Origin of the sequence: Phytoactinopolyspora limicola, from assembly GCF_011320225.1 — a bacterium.
Classification (GTDB): Bacteria; Actinomycetota; Actinomycetes; order Jiangellales; family Jiangellaceae; genus Phytoactinopolyspora; species Phytoactinopolyspora limicola.
In genome coordinates, this window is the sequence record NZ_JAAOEN010000026.1 from 1 (window position 1) to 18,058 (window position 18,058).

The 18,058-nt window shown below is 65.8% G+C and carries 14 protein-coding genes and 3 pseudogenes; 16 read left to right on the top strand and 1 reads right to left on the bottom strand.

The window, feature by feature from the left end:
* Positions 1 to 242: pseudogene (locus tag G8760_RS31260) on the bottom strand (IS30 family transposase); the annotation flags it as partial.
* On the opposite strand from G8760_RS31260, the pseudogene G8760_RS28285 reads away from it, so the two are divergent.
* The 16 genes and pseudogenes from G8760_RS28285 to G8760_RS31040 form a co-directional block, all read left to right on the top strand.
* Positions 234 to 584 (top strand): annotated as a pseudogene (locus tag G8760_RS28285) (SDR family oxidoreductase); the annotation flags it as partial. The pseudogenes G8760_RS31260 and G8760_RS28285 sit on opposite strands and share 9 nt — an antisense overlap.
* A complete protein-coding gene (locus G8760_RS28290; RefSeq protein WP_166356163.1) occupies positions 581 to 1,390 on the top strand; it encodes an IclR family transcriptional regulator in 810 nt (269 codons plus the stop codon). The pseudogene G8760_RS28285 and the gene G8760_RS28290, both read left to right, overlap by 4 nt.
* Entirely contained in the window at positions 1,387 to 2,946 is a 1,560-nt protein-coding gene (locus G8760_RS28295) for an N-acyl-D-amino-acid deacylase family protein (RefSeq protein WP_166356164.1), read from the top strand. The genes G8760_RS28290 and G8760_RS28295 overlap by 4 nt, the downstream gene beginning before the upstream one ends.
* Positions 2,947 to 3,019: 73 nt before the next feature.
* Positions 3,020 to 3,409 carry a RidA family protein gene (locus G8760_RS28300; protein WP_207782828.1) on the top strand — a complete coding sequence of 130 codons (390 nt, stop codon included), beginning with the start codon at positions 3,020 to 3,022 and terminating at the stop codon, positions 3,407 to 3,409.
* An 83-nt stretch (positions 3,410 to 3,492) separates the two neighbouring features.
* A complete protein-coding gene (locus G8760_RS28305; protein WP_166356166.1) occupies positions 3,493 to 4,767 on the top strand; it encodes an alanine racemase in 1,275 nt (424 codons plus the stop codon).
* A gap of 32 nt (positions 4,768 to 4,799) precedes the next feature.
* Entirely contained in the window at positions 4,800 to 5,606 is an 807-nt protein-coding gene (locus tag G8760_RS28310; protein ID WP_166356167.1) for an SDR family NAD(P)-dependent oxidoreductase, read from the top strand.
* Positions 5,607 to 5,611: 5 nt separating this feature from the next.
* Positions 5,612 to 6,058 carry a zinc-dependent alcohol dehydrogenase gene (locus G8760_RS28315; RefSeq protein WP_166356168.1) on the top strand — a complete coding sequence of 149 codons (447 nt, stop codon included), beginning with the start codon at positions 5,612 to 5,614 and terminating at the stop codon, positions 6,056 to 6,058.
* 54 nt (positions 6,059 to 6,112) lie between these two features.
* A complete protein-coding gene (locus G8760_RS28320; protein ID WP_166356169.1) occupies positions 6,113 to 6,877 on the top strand; it encodes an SDR family oxidoreductase in 765 nt (254 codons plus the stop codon).
* Positions 6,877 to 9,126, top strand: a complete 2,250-nt coding sequence (locus G8760_RS28325) for an FAD-dependent oxidoreductase (protein ID WP_166356170.1) — start codon at positions 6,877 to 6,879, stop codon at positions 9,124 to 9,126. Before G8760_RS28320 ends, G8760_RS28325 begins: the two co-directional genes overlap by 1 nt.
* A gap of 94 nt (positions 9,127 to 9,220) precedes the next feature.
* Positions 9,221 to 10,540, top strand: coding sequence for a Gfo/Idh/MocA family protein (locus G8760_RS28330; protein WP_166356171.1), 1,320 nt, complete (start codon positions 9,221 to 9,223; stop codon positions 10,538 to 10,540).
* A 284-nt stretch (positions 10,541 to 10,824) separates the two neighbouring features.
* On the top strand, positions 10,825 to 12,462 hold the full coding sequence (locus tag G8760_RS28335) for an FAD-dependent oxidoreductase (protein ID WP_166356172.1): 1,638 nt from the start codon (positions 10,825 to 10,827) through the stop codon (positions 12,460 to 12,462).
* A 194-nt stretch (positions 12,463 to 12,656) separates the two neighbouring features.
* Positions 12,657 to 13,130, top strand: a pseudogene (locus G8760_RS31265) (endo-1,4-beta-xylanase); the annotation flags it as partial.
* Positions 13,131 to 13,164: 34 nt separating this feature from the next.
* Positions 13,165 to 13,932: an endo-1,4-beta-xylanase gene (locus G8760_RS30685; protein ID WP_166356173.1), complete on the top strand. Its 768-nt coding sequence runs from the start codon at positions 13,165 to 13,167 to the stop codon at positions 13,930 to 13,932.
* The gene (locus G8760_RS28350) at positions 13,922 to 14,140 is read left to right on the top strand and encodes a hypothetical protein (protein WP_207782830.1); all 219 of its coding nucleotides are present in this window, start codon (positions 13,922 to 13,924) and stop codon (positions 14,138 to 14,140) included. Before G8760_RS30685 ends, G8760_RS28350 begins: the two co-directional genes overlap by 11 nt.
* 104 nt (positions 14,141 to 14,244) lie before the next feature.
* On the top strand, positions 14,245 to 16,722 hold the full coding sequence (locus tag G8760_RS28355) for a glycoside hydrolase family 3 C-terminal domain-containing protein (protein WP_166356174.1): 2,478 nt from the start codon (positions 14,245 to 14,247) through the stop codon (positions 16,720 to 16,722).
* 696 nt (positions 16,723 to 17,418) lie between these two features.
* Positions 17,419 to 17,664 (top strand): excisionase family DNA-binding protein, encoded by a 246-nt coding sequence (locus G8760_RS31040; RefSeq protein ID WP_166356175.1) that lies wholly within the window; start codon positions 17,419 to 17,421, stop codon positions 17,662 to 17,664.
* The last annotated feature ends 394 nt before the right edge of the window (positions 17,665 to 18,058 follow it).

The following is an 18,058-nucleotide window of genomic DNA, read 5'->3' on the forward strand; positions in this document are numbered from 1 at the left end:
CCGGTGCCGCTGGCGCCAAGCACGCTGTCGGCCTCCCAATGACCGAACTCGGCTCGGTCCTCGATCACCGCGGGGCGCTGGTGGATCGGGATCCGATAGCGGATCTGGGGTGCTCGGCGGACCTTGCGGGCGGGTCCTCGCTTGCGACGTTTGCGCTGTCCACGTGCCAGGTATTGCCACAGGGCCAGCCCACGTTGGACTGGTGAGTAGATCCACGCATAGAGGGTTTCGTGGCTGACTTGGTGAACCGGGCCCTGTACAGCGCGAGCAAAGGCGCGGTCGCGGCGTTGACGTTGGCGATGGCCGCTGACCACGTGGGCGAGGGGATCCGGGTGAACTGTGTGAATCCGGGCACGGCGGACACGCCGTGGGTGCAGCGGTTGCTAGACGCGGCGGAGGATCCGGCGGCCGAGCGGGCCGCTCTGGACGCGCGTCAGCCGTTGGGGCGGCTGGTCACCGCGAATGAGGTGGCGGAGCCGATCGTGTATCTGGCAAGCCCAGCGGCGGGTTCGGTGACCGGGACGGCGCTGGCGATGGATGGCGGGATGCAGGGGTTGCGGGTCCGCCCGGTGGGTCAGCGATGAGCGGCCCGGCGGGGCACGGTGGGGCTGCCGGTCACCCCGGCGAGCCGGGCGAGGGTGCGGAGCGGGTGGTCGGCGCCGAGCGGGTGCTGGTGGTGTTGCGGGAGCTTGCCGGGCATGCGGACGGCGCGACGTTGGACGAGGTATCTCGGGCGGTGGGTGGGTCGAAGCCGACTATTCACCGCGCCTTGGGGGCGCTGCGCAAGGTCGGGTTCGCCCGTCAGGATGAGCGGGGGCGGTACGTGCTGGGGGATGAGTTCCTGCGGTTGGCCTTCGCCCACCATGAGCAGCGCCCGGAGCATGTGCGCATCCGCCCGGTGCTGCAGGCGCTGGCGTCGAGGTTCGGGGAGACCGCGCATTACGCGGTGCTGGACAGGCGGGAGATCGTGTACCGGGCGAAGGTGGACCCACCTACGGGCGCGGTGAAGCTGACCTCAGAGATCGGGGGCCGTAACCCTGCGCATTGCACCGGGGTAGGCAAGCTGCTGCTGTCCCACGCGTTGGGGTCGGATGAGGCGGTGCGGGTTTGGGTGCATGCGGGCGGGGACCTGCCGCGGCGCACCGCGAACACGATCACCCGTGCCGACGCGTTCGTGGCGGAGCTGACCCGGATCCGGGAACGCGGGTATGCGGTCGATGACGAGGAGAACGAGGACGGCGTCGCGTGTGTCGCGGTGCCGGTGTGGCTGGGCTCACCGTCGGTGCCCAGCGGCGCGGTGAGTGTCAGCGCCATCGCCTACCGCACCCCGTTGCGCACCCTGGTGGGCGCGGTGGACGAGATCCGCTCGATCACCGGGGGGATCGGATGAACTTCGATGTGGTGATCCACGGTGGGCTGGTGGTGGACGGGACGGGGGCGCCGCCGTGGCGGGCTGATGTCGGCATCACTGGTGGTGCGGTGTCGGCGTTCGGGCAGCTGGCCGAGGTGTCGGCGGGGGAGGTTGTCGACGCTGCTGGGCGGCTGGTGATGCCGGGATTCGTCGACGCGCATTCGCACGCGGATGTGCGGGTCCTCGACGACGACGTGCAGCTGGCGTTGTTGCGCCAGGGTGTCACGACGGTGGTGACCGGGCAGGACGGGGTTTCCTTCGCGCCCGGTGGTGCTGCGGCGGTGCAGTGGGCGGGGGAGTACTTCGCGGGAATCAACGGTCCGGCCGAGGTGTCGTGGCGGGATGGGTTGTCGCTGGCGGAGTATCGGGCCGGGCTGGATGGGCGGGCGCGGGTGAATACGGCGCATCTGCTGCCGCATGGCACGCTGCGCTACGACGTCGCCGGTCTGCAGCCGGAGCTGGATGGTGATCAGCTGCGAGGGTTGGTGCGCCGGGTCGAGGATGGTCTGGGCGAGGGCGCGGTCGGGTTGTCGACCGGGTTGCATTACGTGCCTGGCCTGTATGGGGATGTGGATGAGTTCACCCTCATCGGTGGGGCGCTGGCGGCTGCGGGCCGGCCGTGTGTGACGCATATGCGCGGGTATGAGGCCGATGCGTGGATCGGGATGGGCGAGGTCCACACCATCGCGACCCGGTCCGGGGCGGCGGTGCACGTGTCACATTTCCACGGCCCGTCGAACATGCTCGTGGACCTGGTCGACCAGGCCCGCGAGGACGGTGTTGACCTCACCTTCGACTCCTACCCGTACCTGCGGGGATTCACCCTGTTGACGGTGCCGCTGCTGCCCGCGGATCTGCTCGCGCTGCCGCCCAGGGTTCTGGTGGACCAGCTCGGCGATGCCGGTGTGGTGAGCCGGCTGCTCACCGACTGGTTTCCCAAGGTTGGGGACGTGTTCGACCGTGCCGTGATCGCGGGCGCACCCGCGGTGGAGTTCACCGACGTCGAGGGCCTGTCGGTGACGGAGGCCGCGGCGAAGGCGGGGATGGGCCCGGGGGAGTTCGCCATCGCGTTGCTGCGGGCGACCGGCGCGGCGGCGACGGCGGTGTTCTGCCAGCCTCCGACCAACACCGACGCAGATGTGCGGGCCCTGCTGCGGCACGAGGCACACATGGGCGGCTCGGACGGGATCTTCCTGGGCGGTCACCCGCACCCGCGGGCCTGGGGCACCTTCGCCCGCTACCTCGCGCTGCACACCCGAGACCTGGGCGATTGGACGTGGGGCGAGGCGAGCCTGCACCTGGCTGGGCATCCGGCGCGCCGGTTCGGCCTGGCGAGGCGGGGTGTGCTGCGCCCGGGCGCGGCGGCGGACGTCGTGCTGGTGGACCCGGGCCTGGTGCAGGACACCGCGACCTACCCGGACCCGGCCCGGCTGGCAGTGGGGATCGACGAGGTGTGGGTCAACGGTCAACGCGTCCTGCACTCCGGCGAGCTCACGCCGCAGTTGGCGGGACGGGCCCTGTCATGGGGCGACTGAGAAGAACCATCAACAAGAGGAATCATCGGCCAATCGCGTGTCCGATACATGCGACGCACGAAGGGGATCAGTAGTGCCTGAGTTCATCATCAGCGAGAATTTGCCGGAGCCGGCCGGCCCGTACAGTCATGTCGCCCGCGCGGGAGGCACCGTGTGGACGGCCGGGTTTGGCCCGTTCGACCCGGCCACGGGGGAGGTCCCGGAGGGGATCGAGGCGCAGACCGAGGTCACCATCGACAACGTCGAGCGAGCGTTGAAGGCGGCCGGGCTTGGGCTCGGCGACGTGGTGAAGGTGACCGCGCATTTGCAGCATCTGCATGAGCACTTCGCCCCGTTCAACGAGGTCTACGCGCGCCGGTTCACCGGCACTCGCCCGGTGCGCACCACGGTCGGCTCGGACCTGCTGAACATCCTGGTCGAGATCGACGTCGTCGCTGTGGCCGACACGACTGAAACGTCGTGACCCAGCCGATCGGCGTGAACGGGCAGGTCGCCGTCAACCAGACAGCAGATGCGAACCGACGGTCTGCGAGCGCGGATGGGTGGGTGATCGACTGGCGGTGCAAGAGCTTCCCACCTTCCGCGGACGGGGTGCACGCCGCGCAGGTCCACACCGCCGGGTGGGACCTGTTCGACGACTTCAGCACCCCGATCGCGGTGCTGGATGCCTCGGCGTTGGAGCACAACCTGGACACGATGCGCCGCTTCTGCGCCGAGCGTGGGGTGCGCCTCGCCCCGCACGGCAAGACGACGATGTCCCCGGAGCTGATCACCCGCCAACTCGCTCACGGGGCGTGGGGGATGACCGCCGCGACGGCGTGGCAGGCGCGCGCCATGGTCACCATGGGGGCGCGGCGGGTGATCATCGCGAACGAATGCCTCGATCCGCCCGGGCTGGGCTGGATTGTGGAGCGGATGCGCGACGACCCCGGTCTGGAGTTGTTCGTGTTCGCTGATTCCTCCGCGGCGGTGCGCCAGATGACGCTGATCGTGAACCAGATCGATGGCGGGCGGGCGTTGCCGGTGCTGGTGGAGGTCGGCGTCCCGGGTGGACGCGCCGGCGCCCGCGACGTCGCGTCGGCGGTGGCGGTCGGTGAGGCGATCGCGAGCGCGCCGGGCCTGGAGCTGGCCGGGGTGGCCGGGTTCGAAGGTGTGATCGGCGGGGCACGCGATCCCGCCACCCTGACCCAGGTCCGGGCGTTCCTGGCCACGATCAGGACCACGGCTCAGGAGTTGATGACCCGGCGGGCGTTCCGGTCCGGTGCGCCGGTGCTGCTGTCGGCCGGTGGGAGCATGTTCTTCGACCTGGTCGCCGATCAGCTCACCCCGGCCAGTGGCGGCGTGGGGTATCACCTGCCGGTGGAGGTGGTGATCCGCTCGGGCTGTTACCTCACCCACGATCACGGCATCTACCACGCGAACACACCGCTGGGCGGCCCGGACGGGCTGCGCCCGGCGATGCGGGTGTGGTCCAGGGTGATCTCCACCCCCCAACCGCACCTGGTGATCATCGACGCGGGCAAACGGGACATCTCCAGCGACACCGGGATGCCCACGGTGCTGGCACGCCGCCGCGACGGGCACGTCACCGACATCAACAATGCCACCAACCGTGGCTCGGTGGTGGACGACGTGGTCGTGGTCGATCACTTCAACGACCAGCACGGCTTCGTCCACACCACCACCCCCGGGACGCTGCAGGTGGGTGACCTGGTCGCACTCGGGGTGTCGCACCCGTGCACCACGTTCGACAAGTGGCGCGCGATCCCCGTCGTCGACCACGAGCATCGGGTGATCGAAGCGATCCGCACCTGCTTCTAGCGCACGAGTGAAGGGACCGTGAGGAGAGGGCTATGACTGACTGGACATCGAAGACTGTGGTGATCACCGGCGCCGCCGGAGGGATCGGTTCAGTGTTGAGCCGCTGGTACGCCACGGCCGGTGCCCGGGTGGCGCTGGTCGGCCGCACCGAGGCGATTGTCGCGAAGCTCGCCGCCGAGCTCCGCGACGACATCGACAGCGACGGCGACGTACGGGTCAGTCACCACGCCGCGGACATCTCCGACGCCGACGACGTCGACCGGCTCTTCACCGACGTTTATGCGGCTTGGGGGAGCATCGATGTGATGGTCAACAATGCGGCGTTCGCCTACGACGAGGACCTGCTCGCCACCACCCCGCAACAGTGGGACGAACAGGTCGCCACCACCCTGCGTGGTCCGTACCTGTGTGCCCGCGCGGTGCTGCCCGGCATGCGCGAACGCGGGAACGGGGTGATCCTCAACATCTCCTCGGTCAACGCCCAGGTCTATGTCGGCAACGAGGCCTACAGCGCCGCGAAAGCCGGCCTGGACTCACTCACCCGCAGCATCGCCGTCCGGTACGGCCCCGACGGTGTCCGCGCGGTCGGGCTCGGGGTCGGCACCGTCGTCACACCCGGGGCATGGGACGCCCGCATCGAACGCGACCCCGGCGTGCTGGAGCGGCTCACCCGCTGGTACCCCGCCGGGCGCCTCGGACAGCCCGACGACATCGCCCACCTCGCCGGATTCGTCACCTCCGATCAAGCATCCTGGATCACCGGCACCACCATCATGATCGACGGCGGGCTCACCGCCGGCAACCCCGTCATGGCCGCCGACATCCTCAGCGAGGTGTGACACGCATGCGAGCACTAGTGTTCAACGGGGCATGGGACCTCGCCGTCACCGAAATCCCCGAACCCGCCCCGGGCGAGGGCGAGGTGCTGATCCGGGTGATCGCCACCGGGATCTGCGGCTCGGACATCCACGGCTACACCGGCAAGAACGGTCGCCGCTTCCCTGGCCAGATCATGGGCCACGAAACCGTCGGCCGCATCGAGACCCTCGGCCCCGGCGTGCCCACCTCTTCCGGGCTGCACCCCGGCACGCTCGTCACCGTGAACCCCGTCATCGGCTGCAGCACCTGCCCAGCCTGCACCGGTGGGCAGGAACAGCGATGCGCCGACCGGCAGGTGATCGGAGTGACACCCGAGATCCAGTCCGCATTCGCCGACCTGTTCACCGCCCCCGCGACCAACGTCGTCGCACTCCCCGACAGCATACGCGCGGAGATCGGCGCACTGACGTGAGTGTCGACTATTTGATTCTGTTCTAGTTGTTCGAACTATGCCTGGAGGGCTGTGGTGGAAAGCGGTAATGACCTCGCTGGAGTTTCGGTCGTTGTGACGGGCGGTGCGTCGGGTATTGGCTTGGCTACGGCTCAACTGTTGGCGCGCGGAGGAGCGCAGGTGGCGGTGTTCGACCGCGACGTGGGCGTCTTGCCGGCTGGTCTGTACGGCGTTAGGTGTGACGTGAGTAACGACGCGTCGGTGCGGCGCGCCATTGACGGCGTCGCCGACCGGTTAGACGGCGTGGACGTGTTGGTGAACAACGCTGGTGTCGGTGCAGCAGGCACGGTAGAGGACAACAACGATGCCGAGTGGCATCGGGTATTGGACGTGAATGTCGTCGGAATTGCCCGAGTGACCCGTGCGGCGTTGCCGCACCTGCGCCGCTCGGGTCGGCCGGCGATCGTCAATGTCTGCTCAATTGCCGCGACAGTCGGGCTGCCACAGAGTGCGTTGTACAGCGCGAGTATGGGTGCGGTGCTGGCGTTGACTAAGGCGATGGCCGCCGATTATCTGAGTGAAGGGATCCGAGTGAACTGCGTAAACCCGGCCCCAGTGGATGCATTTTGGGCGCACCGGCAGGTGGATGGGGCAGGGGACCGTGATATCGAGCGCACCGCGCTACAGGCTCGTCAATCGCCCGGGGTCACAGTGAGCGCGGAGCAGGTGGCCTCGGCGATCGTCTATCTGGCGAGTCCAGCGGCCGCATCCGTGACCGGTGCCGCGTTGGCTGTGGATGCTGGCACGCATGGCGTGCGATTACGTGCGGAGGCGACATGATGGCGCTGGGGGACACCGTGCATGTTGATGAGATTTCTACTGATGTCGTGGTCGTGGGAGGTGGTCTTGCTGGTGTTTGCGCTGCGGTTGCCGCCGCTCGGATGGGTCGGTCTGTTGTGTTGATTACGAACCGACCGGTTCTCGGGGGGAATTCGTCCAGCGAGGTTCGTGTCTGGGTGGTCGGCGCGACCGCACACGGAAAGCACCGATACGCGCGAGAGACCGGAATCATCGGTGAATTGTTGGTGGAGAATCAGTACCGTAATCCGGATGGAAACCCGTACTACTGGGATCTCGTCGTGCTGGAGGCGGTGCGTTCCGAGCCGAATATCCAGCTTTTTTTGAACACGGATGTGCGAGAGGTCGTCGCGTCTGGGCCCGAAGATGCCAGATCGATTGATGCAGTTGTCGGGTGGACGATGGGTTCGGAACGCTTGACCACATTCCGTGGCTCGATGTTCCTCGACTGCACCGGTGACGGGCTGGTGGGGTGCCTGGCTGGCGCGCGGTACCGGATCGGGCGGGAGGCCCGTTCCGAGTACGGCGAGCTCTGGGCTCCAGACGTCGCCGACGATCTGACGTTGGGCTCGACGATCCTCTTCTACACCAAGGACGTCGGCCATCCGGTGCCTTACGTTCCACCTAGTTTCGCCCGGGATATTACGGCCACGCCGATCCCGGAACAGCGCATCATTCGGACCGGCAGCAACGGGTGTTTCTACTGGTGGATCGAGTTCGGTGGTGAGCTGGACACGGTCCACGACAACGAAGCGATCCGGGACGAGCTCTGGGCCGCAATCTACGGAGTCTGGGACTACATCAAGAACTCCGGCCGGTTCGATGACGCGGAAAATCTCACCCTGGAATGGGTCGGCGCTGTGCCAGGCAAGCGCGAGTATCGGCGATTTATCGGCGATTACACGCTGACGCAGCAAGACGTTGTCGGCCAGTACGACTTCTCTGACGCTGTAGGCTTCGGTGGCTGGTCAATCGACCTGCACCCTCCGGGCGGAATGTATGCCACGGAGCCCGGTGCGAAGAAGTGGCATATCGACGGCAGCTATCATATTCCGCTGCGGTGCCTGTATTCCGCTAACGTTTCTAACCTGTTCTTTGCTGGGCGGAACATCAGCGCCAGCCATGTCGCGTTCGGTAGCACGCGAGTGATGGCTACGTGTGCCGTGGTCGGCGAGGCCGCGGGCACAGCAGCCGCGCTCTGCGTCGATAAACAGGTCAACCCCAGGAGCTTGGCGCAGAATCACGTCGAGGAACTCCGCCAGACGCTACTGCGTCACGACGCCGCAGTCCTCGGATTGGCGAACACCGATCCCACAGATCTGGCCCGATCCGCAATGGCGTCAGCCTCTAGCACAATGGCCCGACTGACAGTCGACGAGCCCGACGGGCGCCACTTGCTGGAGGCCGATCTGGGTCTCATCGTCCCTGTCGATCCGGCGCTCAGCGGCATCGACCTGCTCCTCGACGCCGACGAACAGACCGAGGTCACCGTCGACATCTACGACACGGCGAAACCGCAGAACTACGTGCCCCACACGTTGATCGCGTCGACGACGACGGTGCAGCCATGCGCGGACGAGTGGGTCCGGTTTGATCTGCCATGGCACCCCAGCACACCGCGAAACGCGTTCGTTGTCGTCAGGGCCAATCCCGCTGTCACCGTCCACACTGAAACCGGCCGTACTCCGGGCGTGCTGTGTTTCACCCGTACCGAACCACCGGAGGCGGATTATCCACAGCCGTTGTTGGAATGGCGCAACACCCTGGGCCGGGAGACAGCGTGTTTCCGGCTTGATTCGGACACCAGCGCATACACGCCCCAAATGGTTGTCGGTGGGTATGCGCGTCCGTATGGTGGGCCGCAGATGTGGGTGTCCGAGCCGCTGTCGCGCGATGATCGGCCGTGGCTTCAACTCACCTGGCAGCGTCCTGTCGTGGTTGGTGCTGTGGAGATCATTTTCGATGACGATGTCCATGAGGATCTGATCAATCTTCATCACCACTACACGCCGGAACGGATCCTGCCCACGCTCGTGCGTGACTTCCGGATCGAAGCCAGGATCGGCGGCGGATGGACCACGCTGGTCGAGGTCAGAGGCAATCGTCGACGCAAACGTGTCGTGAAGCTCGACCAGGCGGTCACGACCGGCCGTCTACGTCTGGTCGTTGAAGCCACAAACGGCGCACCGCGAGTTCACGTCGTCTCGTTTCGTGTGTTTCCGCGAGCGTGACCTACCCCGGCGACAGAGCCGCTGGCAAGAAACGAACAGAAGGCAGATCCGAGCAATCAGTAGATCGGACTATCTCGATGCAAGGAGCATGAGGATGGCTAGGAAGCGGTATGTGGTGGTGGGTTTGGGTTCGCGGTCGCGGATGTATACGCGGGCGTTGCTGGCGGATCACCGGGATGACGGCGAGTTGGTGGGTTTGTGTGATGTGAACCAGAACAGGATGGATGTCCAGAACAAGTGGTTCGCTGACGAGTTTCACGTCGGCCCGGTGCCGACCTATGACGCGGCGGAGTTCGCTCGGATGCTGGATGAGCAGCGCGCGGACGCGGTGATCGTGACGTCGGTGGACCGTACGCATGATCATTACATCGTGGCGGCGATGCGGTCTGGCCGGGATGTGATCACCGAGAAGCCGCTCACCACGGATGAGGTGAAGTGTCAGCGGATCCTGGACGCCCAGGCCGACACTGGCCGGGCGGTGACGGTGACGTTCAACTACCGGTACGCGCCGCGTAACAGCAAGGTCCGTGAGGTCATCGCCTCCGGCGCGATCGGTGACGTGGTGTCGGTGCATTTCGAGTGGCTGCTGGACACCCGGCACGGGGCGGACTACTTCCGTCGGTGGCATCGGGACAAGCGCAACTCCGGCGGGTTGATGATCCACAAGTCCAGCCACCACTTCGATCTGGTGAATTGGTGGCTGGGTGCGGTACCGGAGACGGTGTTCGGTTTCGGGGGGCTGCATTTCTACGGTTGGGACAACGCCCAGGCGCGCGGCGAGGCGGTCCGTAGCTACCGCAGCCACGGCAGCGACGATCTGGTGACGAATCCGTGGGCGATCGATCTGGCCGAGTCGCCGGAGCTGAAGGGCCTGTACCTGGATGCCGAGCATGAGGACGGCTACCTGCGCGACCGTAATGTGTTCACCGACGGGATCAGCATCGAGGACGACATGGCGGTGCTCGCCCGGTATGACACCGGGGCCACGCTCACTTACCACCTGACGGCATACTCGCCGTGGGAGGGCTACCGGGTCGGGTTCAACGGCACGAAGGGGCGGCTCGAGCTCGACGTGGTGGAGCGGTCCTATGTCTCTGGTGGCGTCATCGATCCCAACGCTGCGGGTGTCGATCAGCCCGGAAACGAGGCGATTGACCGCACCCGGATGACGCTGCGGCCACACTGGGAGCCGCCGCAGCCGGTGGAGATCGACGAGGAGGGCGGCGGCGGGCACGGCGGCGGCGACCGCCGGCTGCTGGCCGATATCTTCGGTGAGCGCCCCGAGCCGGACCCGCTGGGCCGCGCCGCTAAGCACACCGACGGCGCCTACGCCATGCTCACCGGAGCGGCCGCCAACCGCTCCTTCGCCACCGGACAACCCGTGTCCATCTCCGACCTGATCGACCTGCCGTGAATTTCATCGCTGTGAGCCGAGGCAAGGTCTGCGAACGAGTTCGTTCGTTCTGAACCGCCTGCACGACGATCCGGCTGACTATGGCTGATTGAGATGTACGAACACCGCAAGACGAGGCGTTGGAGTGTGCACATGCCACGCCTCGACGCCGTCAATCACGCGATCTGAGCGATGTGTCCATGTCTGAGGCTGCTGCTCCATGGTTGGCCGGGGTCGGGAGGGTGATGATCGACGGAAAGGCATGAAACGTGTGCTGATGATGTCGAGATGGAACGGGTTGAGCGGTGTTGCGCAGGGTCGATGTCTGTATCTACGGAGGGACGCCAGCGGGGTGCGCGGCCGCGGTGGCGGCGCGCCAGGAAGGCGCATCTGTGGTCTTGGTGGAGCCGAGCCGGTGGTTGGGTGGGATGTTGGGGGCGGGGTTGGGTCCGGCGCAGGATTGTCCGATGCCCGACGCGGTGGGGGGTATGACCCGAAACGTGGTGTTCGGCTTTGGCGATTGGCCGCCACGGGCCCGGAAGGGGTTTGCGGCTTGGTTGGACCGCGAGGGAGTGCCGGTGTTGTTTGATCACCGGGTGCAGGAGGTACAAGCGGAGGCCGCGCGGATCGGCACGGTGCGGTTTGGTCATGCTCCGTTCGATGGATGTGGAGTGCCCGCACCCGGGTTTAGCTCGGAGGGCTCCCACGTGGTGGAGGCAAAGATCTTCATCGATGCATCCTACGAAGGTGACTTGATGGCGCAATCAGGCGTGAGCTACCGAGTTGGGCGGGAGAGCACTGATGCGTTTGGCGAGCCTCTGGCAGGTGTGGGCGAGCCAACGAACTGGACCCCCATCGACCCGTACCTGGATCCCGGTCAGCCGGAGAGCGGGTTGTTGGTTGGCGTTGACCCTGATCACGGACTGGCTCAAGGTTCGGCCGATGGATACACCCAGGCGTACAATTTTCGGTTCTCAGTGACGACTGACGCGCGCCGCCGGGTGCCGTTTGGTCGTCCGCGGCGGTACCGGTGCGAGGAATATGAGCTGGTTGGGCGGTACGTGCAGCACCTGGTTCAAGAACACGGCGACGACCAGGATGAGCTGGCTCGGCGCCTAGTTGGGATCTTCCCTGGGTGGTTGAACGAAGGGGACTACAACTATCAGCGCGCGTCGTTGGTGACCATCGCTCCGCTAGGGGAGAGCCGCCACTACCAAGACGCCGGCTGGGATGAACGCTCGGCGATCTGGCGGCACCACATCGAGTACCTGCGCGGTCTGCATTACTTCATGAGCACCGACCTGCGTGTACCGGAGTTCTTTCGCGTTCGCACGGCCGAGCTAGGGTTGGATCGGGCGATGTACCCGGATACGGAGGGGTGGCCGCATCAGCTGTATGTGCGAGTAGCCCGTCGCATGCGTGGCCGCTACACCCTCACGCACCAGGACGTGACCGACCAATTTACTGTCGACGACTCCGTTGGGTTGGCGCTGTACGGAGTCGACGTGTACCCGGTGCGCCGCTACGCGTGCCGCGGCTCAGACTACGACTCGCCGCAGATAGGTGTGGCCACTGAGGGCAATATGTTCATAGGTGGCTCTAACGGGACGGGCCGCCCTTTTCAAGTTCCATACCGCGCGATCACTCCCCAGCGAGACGAGTGCGTCAACCTCCTGGTTCCGGTCTCGTTGTCCGCGACCCACGTCGCCTACGCTGCGACCCGGATGGAACCCGTATTCAGTGTCCTCGGCGAATCCAGCGGCGTCGCCGCCGCGCACTGCGTACAAGAAGACCATGACGTGCAAGACCTTGACATCCCCAAACTACAGGAACGACTCCAGACGCGAGGACAAGTGATTAGTTGGCCAGAGTTGCCGACAGACGGATCATCACCCATTGTCGCGGCGCGATCGATCCCCGTTGCCGATGGCAGAGCGCGATGACACGTGCCGAGAAGGCGGATCTGAGCGGATTCGGTGACCTTTCCCGATCAGGAATCGAGATCGAGAAACACCGAGTGGCCGATTGCGTGTTGACGGTACAGACGCCAGCAGGGCCAGTGGAGCGAGGCGAGGTCAGAGTGACCATCCAACGTCATGGCTTCATGTTCGGCGCCAACGCGTTCGGCCTGGGAAAGATGGCCCTGGTGCCCGAGGGCGACAACCCAGACCAGAACGGCGCGGATGCTGCGGTGAGTGGTGCGAGGGTGAGCGGATTACCTCACGAGGTGGCGGGCAAGATCGCGGATGCGGCGATAAACCGGCGGGTTCAGCAGCACGGAGCAGAATATGAACCCCAACGCGCTACTGACGATCTGGTGTACTCCGAGTTGTTTACGCGGGTGTTCAATCTCGCGGTGGTCCCGGTTTACGAGGGAAGCCTCTCTCCTACGCCGGGCATGTTTAGGCTTTGCCGACCTGCGTCGATCATTAGATGGGCAAGAACGCACGGGCTCACTGTGAAAGGGCACCCGCTAATATTTCACAACCGCAGGCTCCTCCCACCATGGTTGACGCGCATAGATGAGGCCGCCTACTGGCCATGGGCGGAACGACGGATCCAGACCCTCCTCGCTCGGTTCGACTGCGTGGTTGACATTTGGGACTGCGTAAACGAACCCCTCGGCCACCCCCCACCGGGGTGCCTTGGCAGCGGTTCACCGAGCGTTCAGCTATGCGAGAGCACAAGCCCCACGTGGACCGCTGACGCTGAACATCAGCGGCTCAGAAGCGTTCAGCGCGCAGAAGATGCCACTCTCGGTCGAACTCCTAAAACGGGCATTCGATGCCGGAGCCCCTCCAGATGTAATTGGCCTCCAAGCCCACCTAGGCAAACTGAACGGTGTGGCCGAACGCCTAGTCCGTGGGCTGGACGCGTTCAGCGAGTTCGGGCTGCCGATCCACATCACCGAGATCACGTTCAAGACTGATGGCGATAACACGTTTGCCGATGAAGACCGCCAAGCCCGCGATGTCGAGGCGTTCTACACCTATATGTTCTCTCGTCCTGAGGTCAAAGCGTTGAACTGGTGGGATCTGACCGACCGCCACAGTTTCTCCGAAGTGGGCGGACTACTGCGACGAGACCTTTCGCCGAAACCCGCCTACGATGTGCTCACGGAGTTGATCCGGCGACGCTGGTCAACCGACACCACCACCTCGATTGAGAATGGAGAAGCTCACTTCCGGGGCTTCTTCGGAGACTATGAAGCGGAAGTCCGGCTTCCGAACGGCTCTACCGAACATGCGACCTTTACCTTGCATCCCGAAATTGACCAGCCTGTTGCGCTCCAAGTGGGAACGGGGTGCCGCGAACTTCGTCCAGTGTGGGATACGCCCACACGCCGAGGGGTACGACCTTCTGCGGCCGCACATCGACTACGTCCAGATCAAGGATGCGCTGATGGTCGATAGAACGGTGGTGCCTGCGGGGGAAGGTGACGGTGAGGTGGCCGCGACCGTTGTCGCGCTGCTAGCGGATGGGTTCGGCGGGTTCTTCTCCCTGGAGCCGCACCTGAAAGCTGGCGAACGCTACGGCGGCTACAGCGGACCGGACCTGTTCCGCGTGGCGACACATGCATTCACCGCCATCCTTGACCGCCACGACATCCCGTACCACTGATGACCCGTGGCCCATCTGATGGCCGTGCGACAACCGCGACGGCGCGATGTGTTCACCCAGGCCGTGACCGGCCTGATCAGCACGAGTGTTTGGAGTTTCGAGTGATGACGCAGTTAGGTACACCGCCAGCAGAGCCGATCGATGATGAGGAGCTGCGGGAACGTGTTGAGAGGCTGACGCTTGAGCAGAAGATCCGCCTGCTGACCGGAGCCGACAAGTGGCGTCTTCATGTCGAGCCCGCGGTGGGGCTGGGGCAGGTGGTGTTGTCCGATGGCCCGTCGGGGGTTCGTGGGGCGTTCTGGGATGAACGTGACCCTAGTGTGAATCTGCCGTCGGCGACGGCCCTTGGTGCGACCTGGGATGCTGCGTTGGCGTACCGGTATGGCGCGGCCCTGGCGGCAGAGGCCCGGGTAAAGGGCGCGCACGTGGTGCTGGGCCCGACGATCAACCTTCACCGTACCCCGTTGGGCGGGCGCCATTTCGAGGCGTTCTCCGAGGATCCGCTGCTGACCTCGCGGTTGTGCGCGAGCTATGTCCGGGGTGTGCAGGACAACGGGATCGGCGCGTGCCCGAAGCATTACGTCGCCAACGAGTTCGAGACCGACCGTAAGACGGTGAACATGGTCGCCGGGGAACGTGTGCTGCGAGAGGTCTACCTGGCCGCGTTCGAGGACACGGTCATCACCGAGCGGCCGTGGCTGGTGATGGCCGCCTACAACTTTGTGAACGGCGCCGCGATGACGGAGAACCCGCTGCTGGCGGAGCCGCTGTGCGGGGAGTGGGGCTTCGACGGCGTCGTTGTCTCGGACTGGGGCGCAGTGTATAGCGTCGAGCCGGCCGCACGGGCACGGATGGATCTGAGAATGCCCGGCCCGGACCGAGGGTGGGGCCTGCAGGTGCTAGACGCGGTGCGAGCCGGGCGGGTCAACGACGACGCGGTCGATGAGAAGGTGATCCGGCTGCTCAGGCTGGCTGGGCGGGTTGGTGTGCTTGATGGTGTCGAGCCGGTGGTGGCCTCGTCGGCGCCGCCGGTGGATGGTGCGGAGCTGGCCCGTGAGGTCGCGGCCGACGGCATGGTGCTGGTCCGCAACAACGACAACGAGCTGCCTTGGAACGCCTCGACGCTGGGCTCGGTGGCCGTGATCGGCAATCACGCTCTGGTGCCGCGTTCTCAAGGCGGCGGAAGCGCCCGGGTGGCACCCGCCCACGTGGTGTCCCCACTCGAGGGGCTTCGCCAGGCACTCCCGGGAACGCAGATCAGCTGGACCCTCGGCGCGGCGGTCGCGCACGGCAAGATCGCGCCGCTGGCGTTGGACTCGCTGTCTGACCCGGTGACAGGCGAGCCCGGGATCAGGGTCCGGTTCCTCGACGCCCAAGGTGAGGAACTGCTCAGCGAGAACCGCCGCAGCGCCGACCTCGCCGCACTGAATATCCGCACGCGTCCGGACGTCGCCAGTGTCGAGGCTCGGACCCGGTACCTGCCGCCGCACACCGGAACGGTCCAACTCGGGGTCGCCACGAGGGACCCTGTCCAGCTTGCCGTGGACGGGTCTGGCGTTCTGGAAGCTGGCCTTGGCCGGGCTGACAATGCTGGCCTGGATAGTCCGCTGCTGCCGCGCCCGGTCAGCACCCCAATTGAGGTGACCGCAGGACGGCCGGTGGAGCTCCTGGTCCGTCTAGACGTGCGGGCCCGTGGAACAGCGGAAGGGCCATTCTCGCTCACGATCGGCATCGACCACGCCACCAGCACACCGCAGGAGGAGATCGCCGCGGCGGTGCGGGCTGCCCGTGAGGCTGATGTCGCGGTCGTCGTGGTGGGCACGAGCGACGCCGAGGAGAGCGAAGGATACGACCGGACGACGCTGGCGCTCGCTGGAGGTCAGGACGAGCTCGTCCACGCGGTGGCAGCCGCGAACCCGCGCACGGTGGTGGTCGTCAACGCTGGTGCGCCGGTCCTCATGCCGTGGCGGCATGAGGTCGCCGCGGTACTGCTCACCTGGTTCGGTGGGCAAGAGTTCGGGCATGCGCTGGCCGACGTGCTTCTCGGCGTTGTTGAACCCGGTGGGCGTCTGCCCACCACATGGCCAGCGGCCGAGGCCGACGTGCCGCTGCTCGCCACCGCCGCGACCGACGGGGCCGCGGACTACGACGACGCCGGTGTCCACGTCGGATACCGCGCGTGGCTGAAGTCCGGTGCCGAGCCTGCCTACCCGTTCGGCTTCGGCCTGGGCTACACCACGTGGCAGATCACCGACCTGCAGGCACCCCAGACCATTCGCCCGGGCGAAAGCCTGGACGTCATCGTCACTGTGCGCAACACCGGCCACCGTGACGGCAAATACGTCGCCCAGCTGTACCTATCACGCGACACGACCGAGATCGACCGCGCGCGGCGGTGGCTAGCCGGATACGCCGTCGTCCGTGCCCGTGCTGGCTCCGAGGAGTCGGTCACCATCAAGGTACCGGCCCGGGCCTTCGCGCACTGGGACAACGGCTGGCACACCGAATGCGGCCCGTACACGATCCACGTCGGCCCACACATCAACGACCTACCCCACCGCGGCCAGGTCGACATTCACTGACGACCTGTCATGTCCGCGGGCTGGCGAGAGTCAGTTGGTTTCGGAGGATTGCCGGATGTCGTCGGCAGCCACGATGGTGTTGATCTCTGCGGAGGAGTGGTGGCGGGAAGGAAGGGCGCACACGGATAGGTCCTTCGGCCCAGCCTGCTCGGGCGGTCCAGGCGTCCGATGCTCGGCGGGTGGCAAGCTTTGTGAGCCTTCCTGCCTGACTGTGCGCGGCGTCGACTTCCCTCACGCCCGATTGCCTGGCGTGGTGCCGGTCGTGGTGCGAAATGGAGTGAACGAGGGTGGCTACAGGCATGTCGTGCAGCTGCCAACGCGACTGTTGTTGCTGGTAGTGGTTGTATGAGGCGCCGTCAGGTGGTCTTACAAACCAGGGGTCGCTGGTTCGAAACCAACTATGCCCACGCGATCGAACAGCGGGACGCGGGATCGTCCATGGGAATCCCATACCACGGGCGGTTGCCGTCGCCACTGTGCAAGCCGCGGACCCCGACGGCCTCGCAGGGGCCAGCGAGCGTGGGGGCTCGGTTCATCTTCTACTTCGTGCCCTGGCGAGTGGCTGTGCGCGTTGCAGGGGCTCCCTAAAGCTAGATGACACCTTCGGCGGTTAGGCAACGGCGCGCGCTCCGCTTTGGCCTCGTGTGCCTTTTGAGCTGGCGTGGGAGGTGCGAACCAGAAGAGGGACGTGGTCTTATGGCACGGGTAACAGGGACGCTCAGTGATTCCCCAAAACGTCGTCGGGCACCGCAGGCATATACACCGCGCCTCGGGTCGATCGCTGCCGCAGCAGAGTTTCTGGACGTTCACCCGCGTACTGTTCGCCGAATGATTCACGTGGGTCATCTGCGGTGCTATCGCGTGGCGCGGCTGCTCAAGGTGGACATGAACGAGGTTCATGCCCTCGCGCAGCCGGTTCCGCCAGAGTCCGTCAGCGCGTGATGGGCCGATGGCCGGCCGTGCTCTTTGCCTGTTGGGGCGAGGGTGGGGAGCTTGGCGAACTGCTTGAGAGACGGACAAAGACGCATCGCGGGGATGTCTGGGTTCGCGCCGCATGAGCCGCCTCTGAAGGTCCTGCGGTCTCTAGGCAGCGCTTCGCCGGGAAGTTCTGTGCTGCTTAGCGTGGTGAGGCATGTTCCTAGGTGACTTCCAGCGGCGGGGGTACGGAAGCGTCACGCCAGGACGATCCATGCGTGCACGACGGCCAGTTGCGCTTTACCGATCGGGTGAGGGTGGTCTCGACCGAGTGGCGTCGGCACCCGCCGCGCGACGCGGTGTTCGTCCCGACGACGAACACCGCGTCTGGCGGTGTACTCAGTGGCACGATAGTGGCACG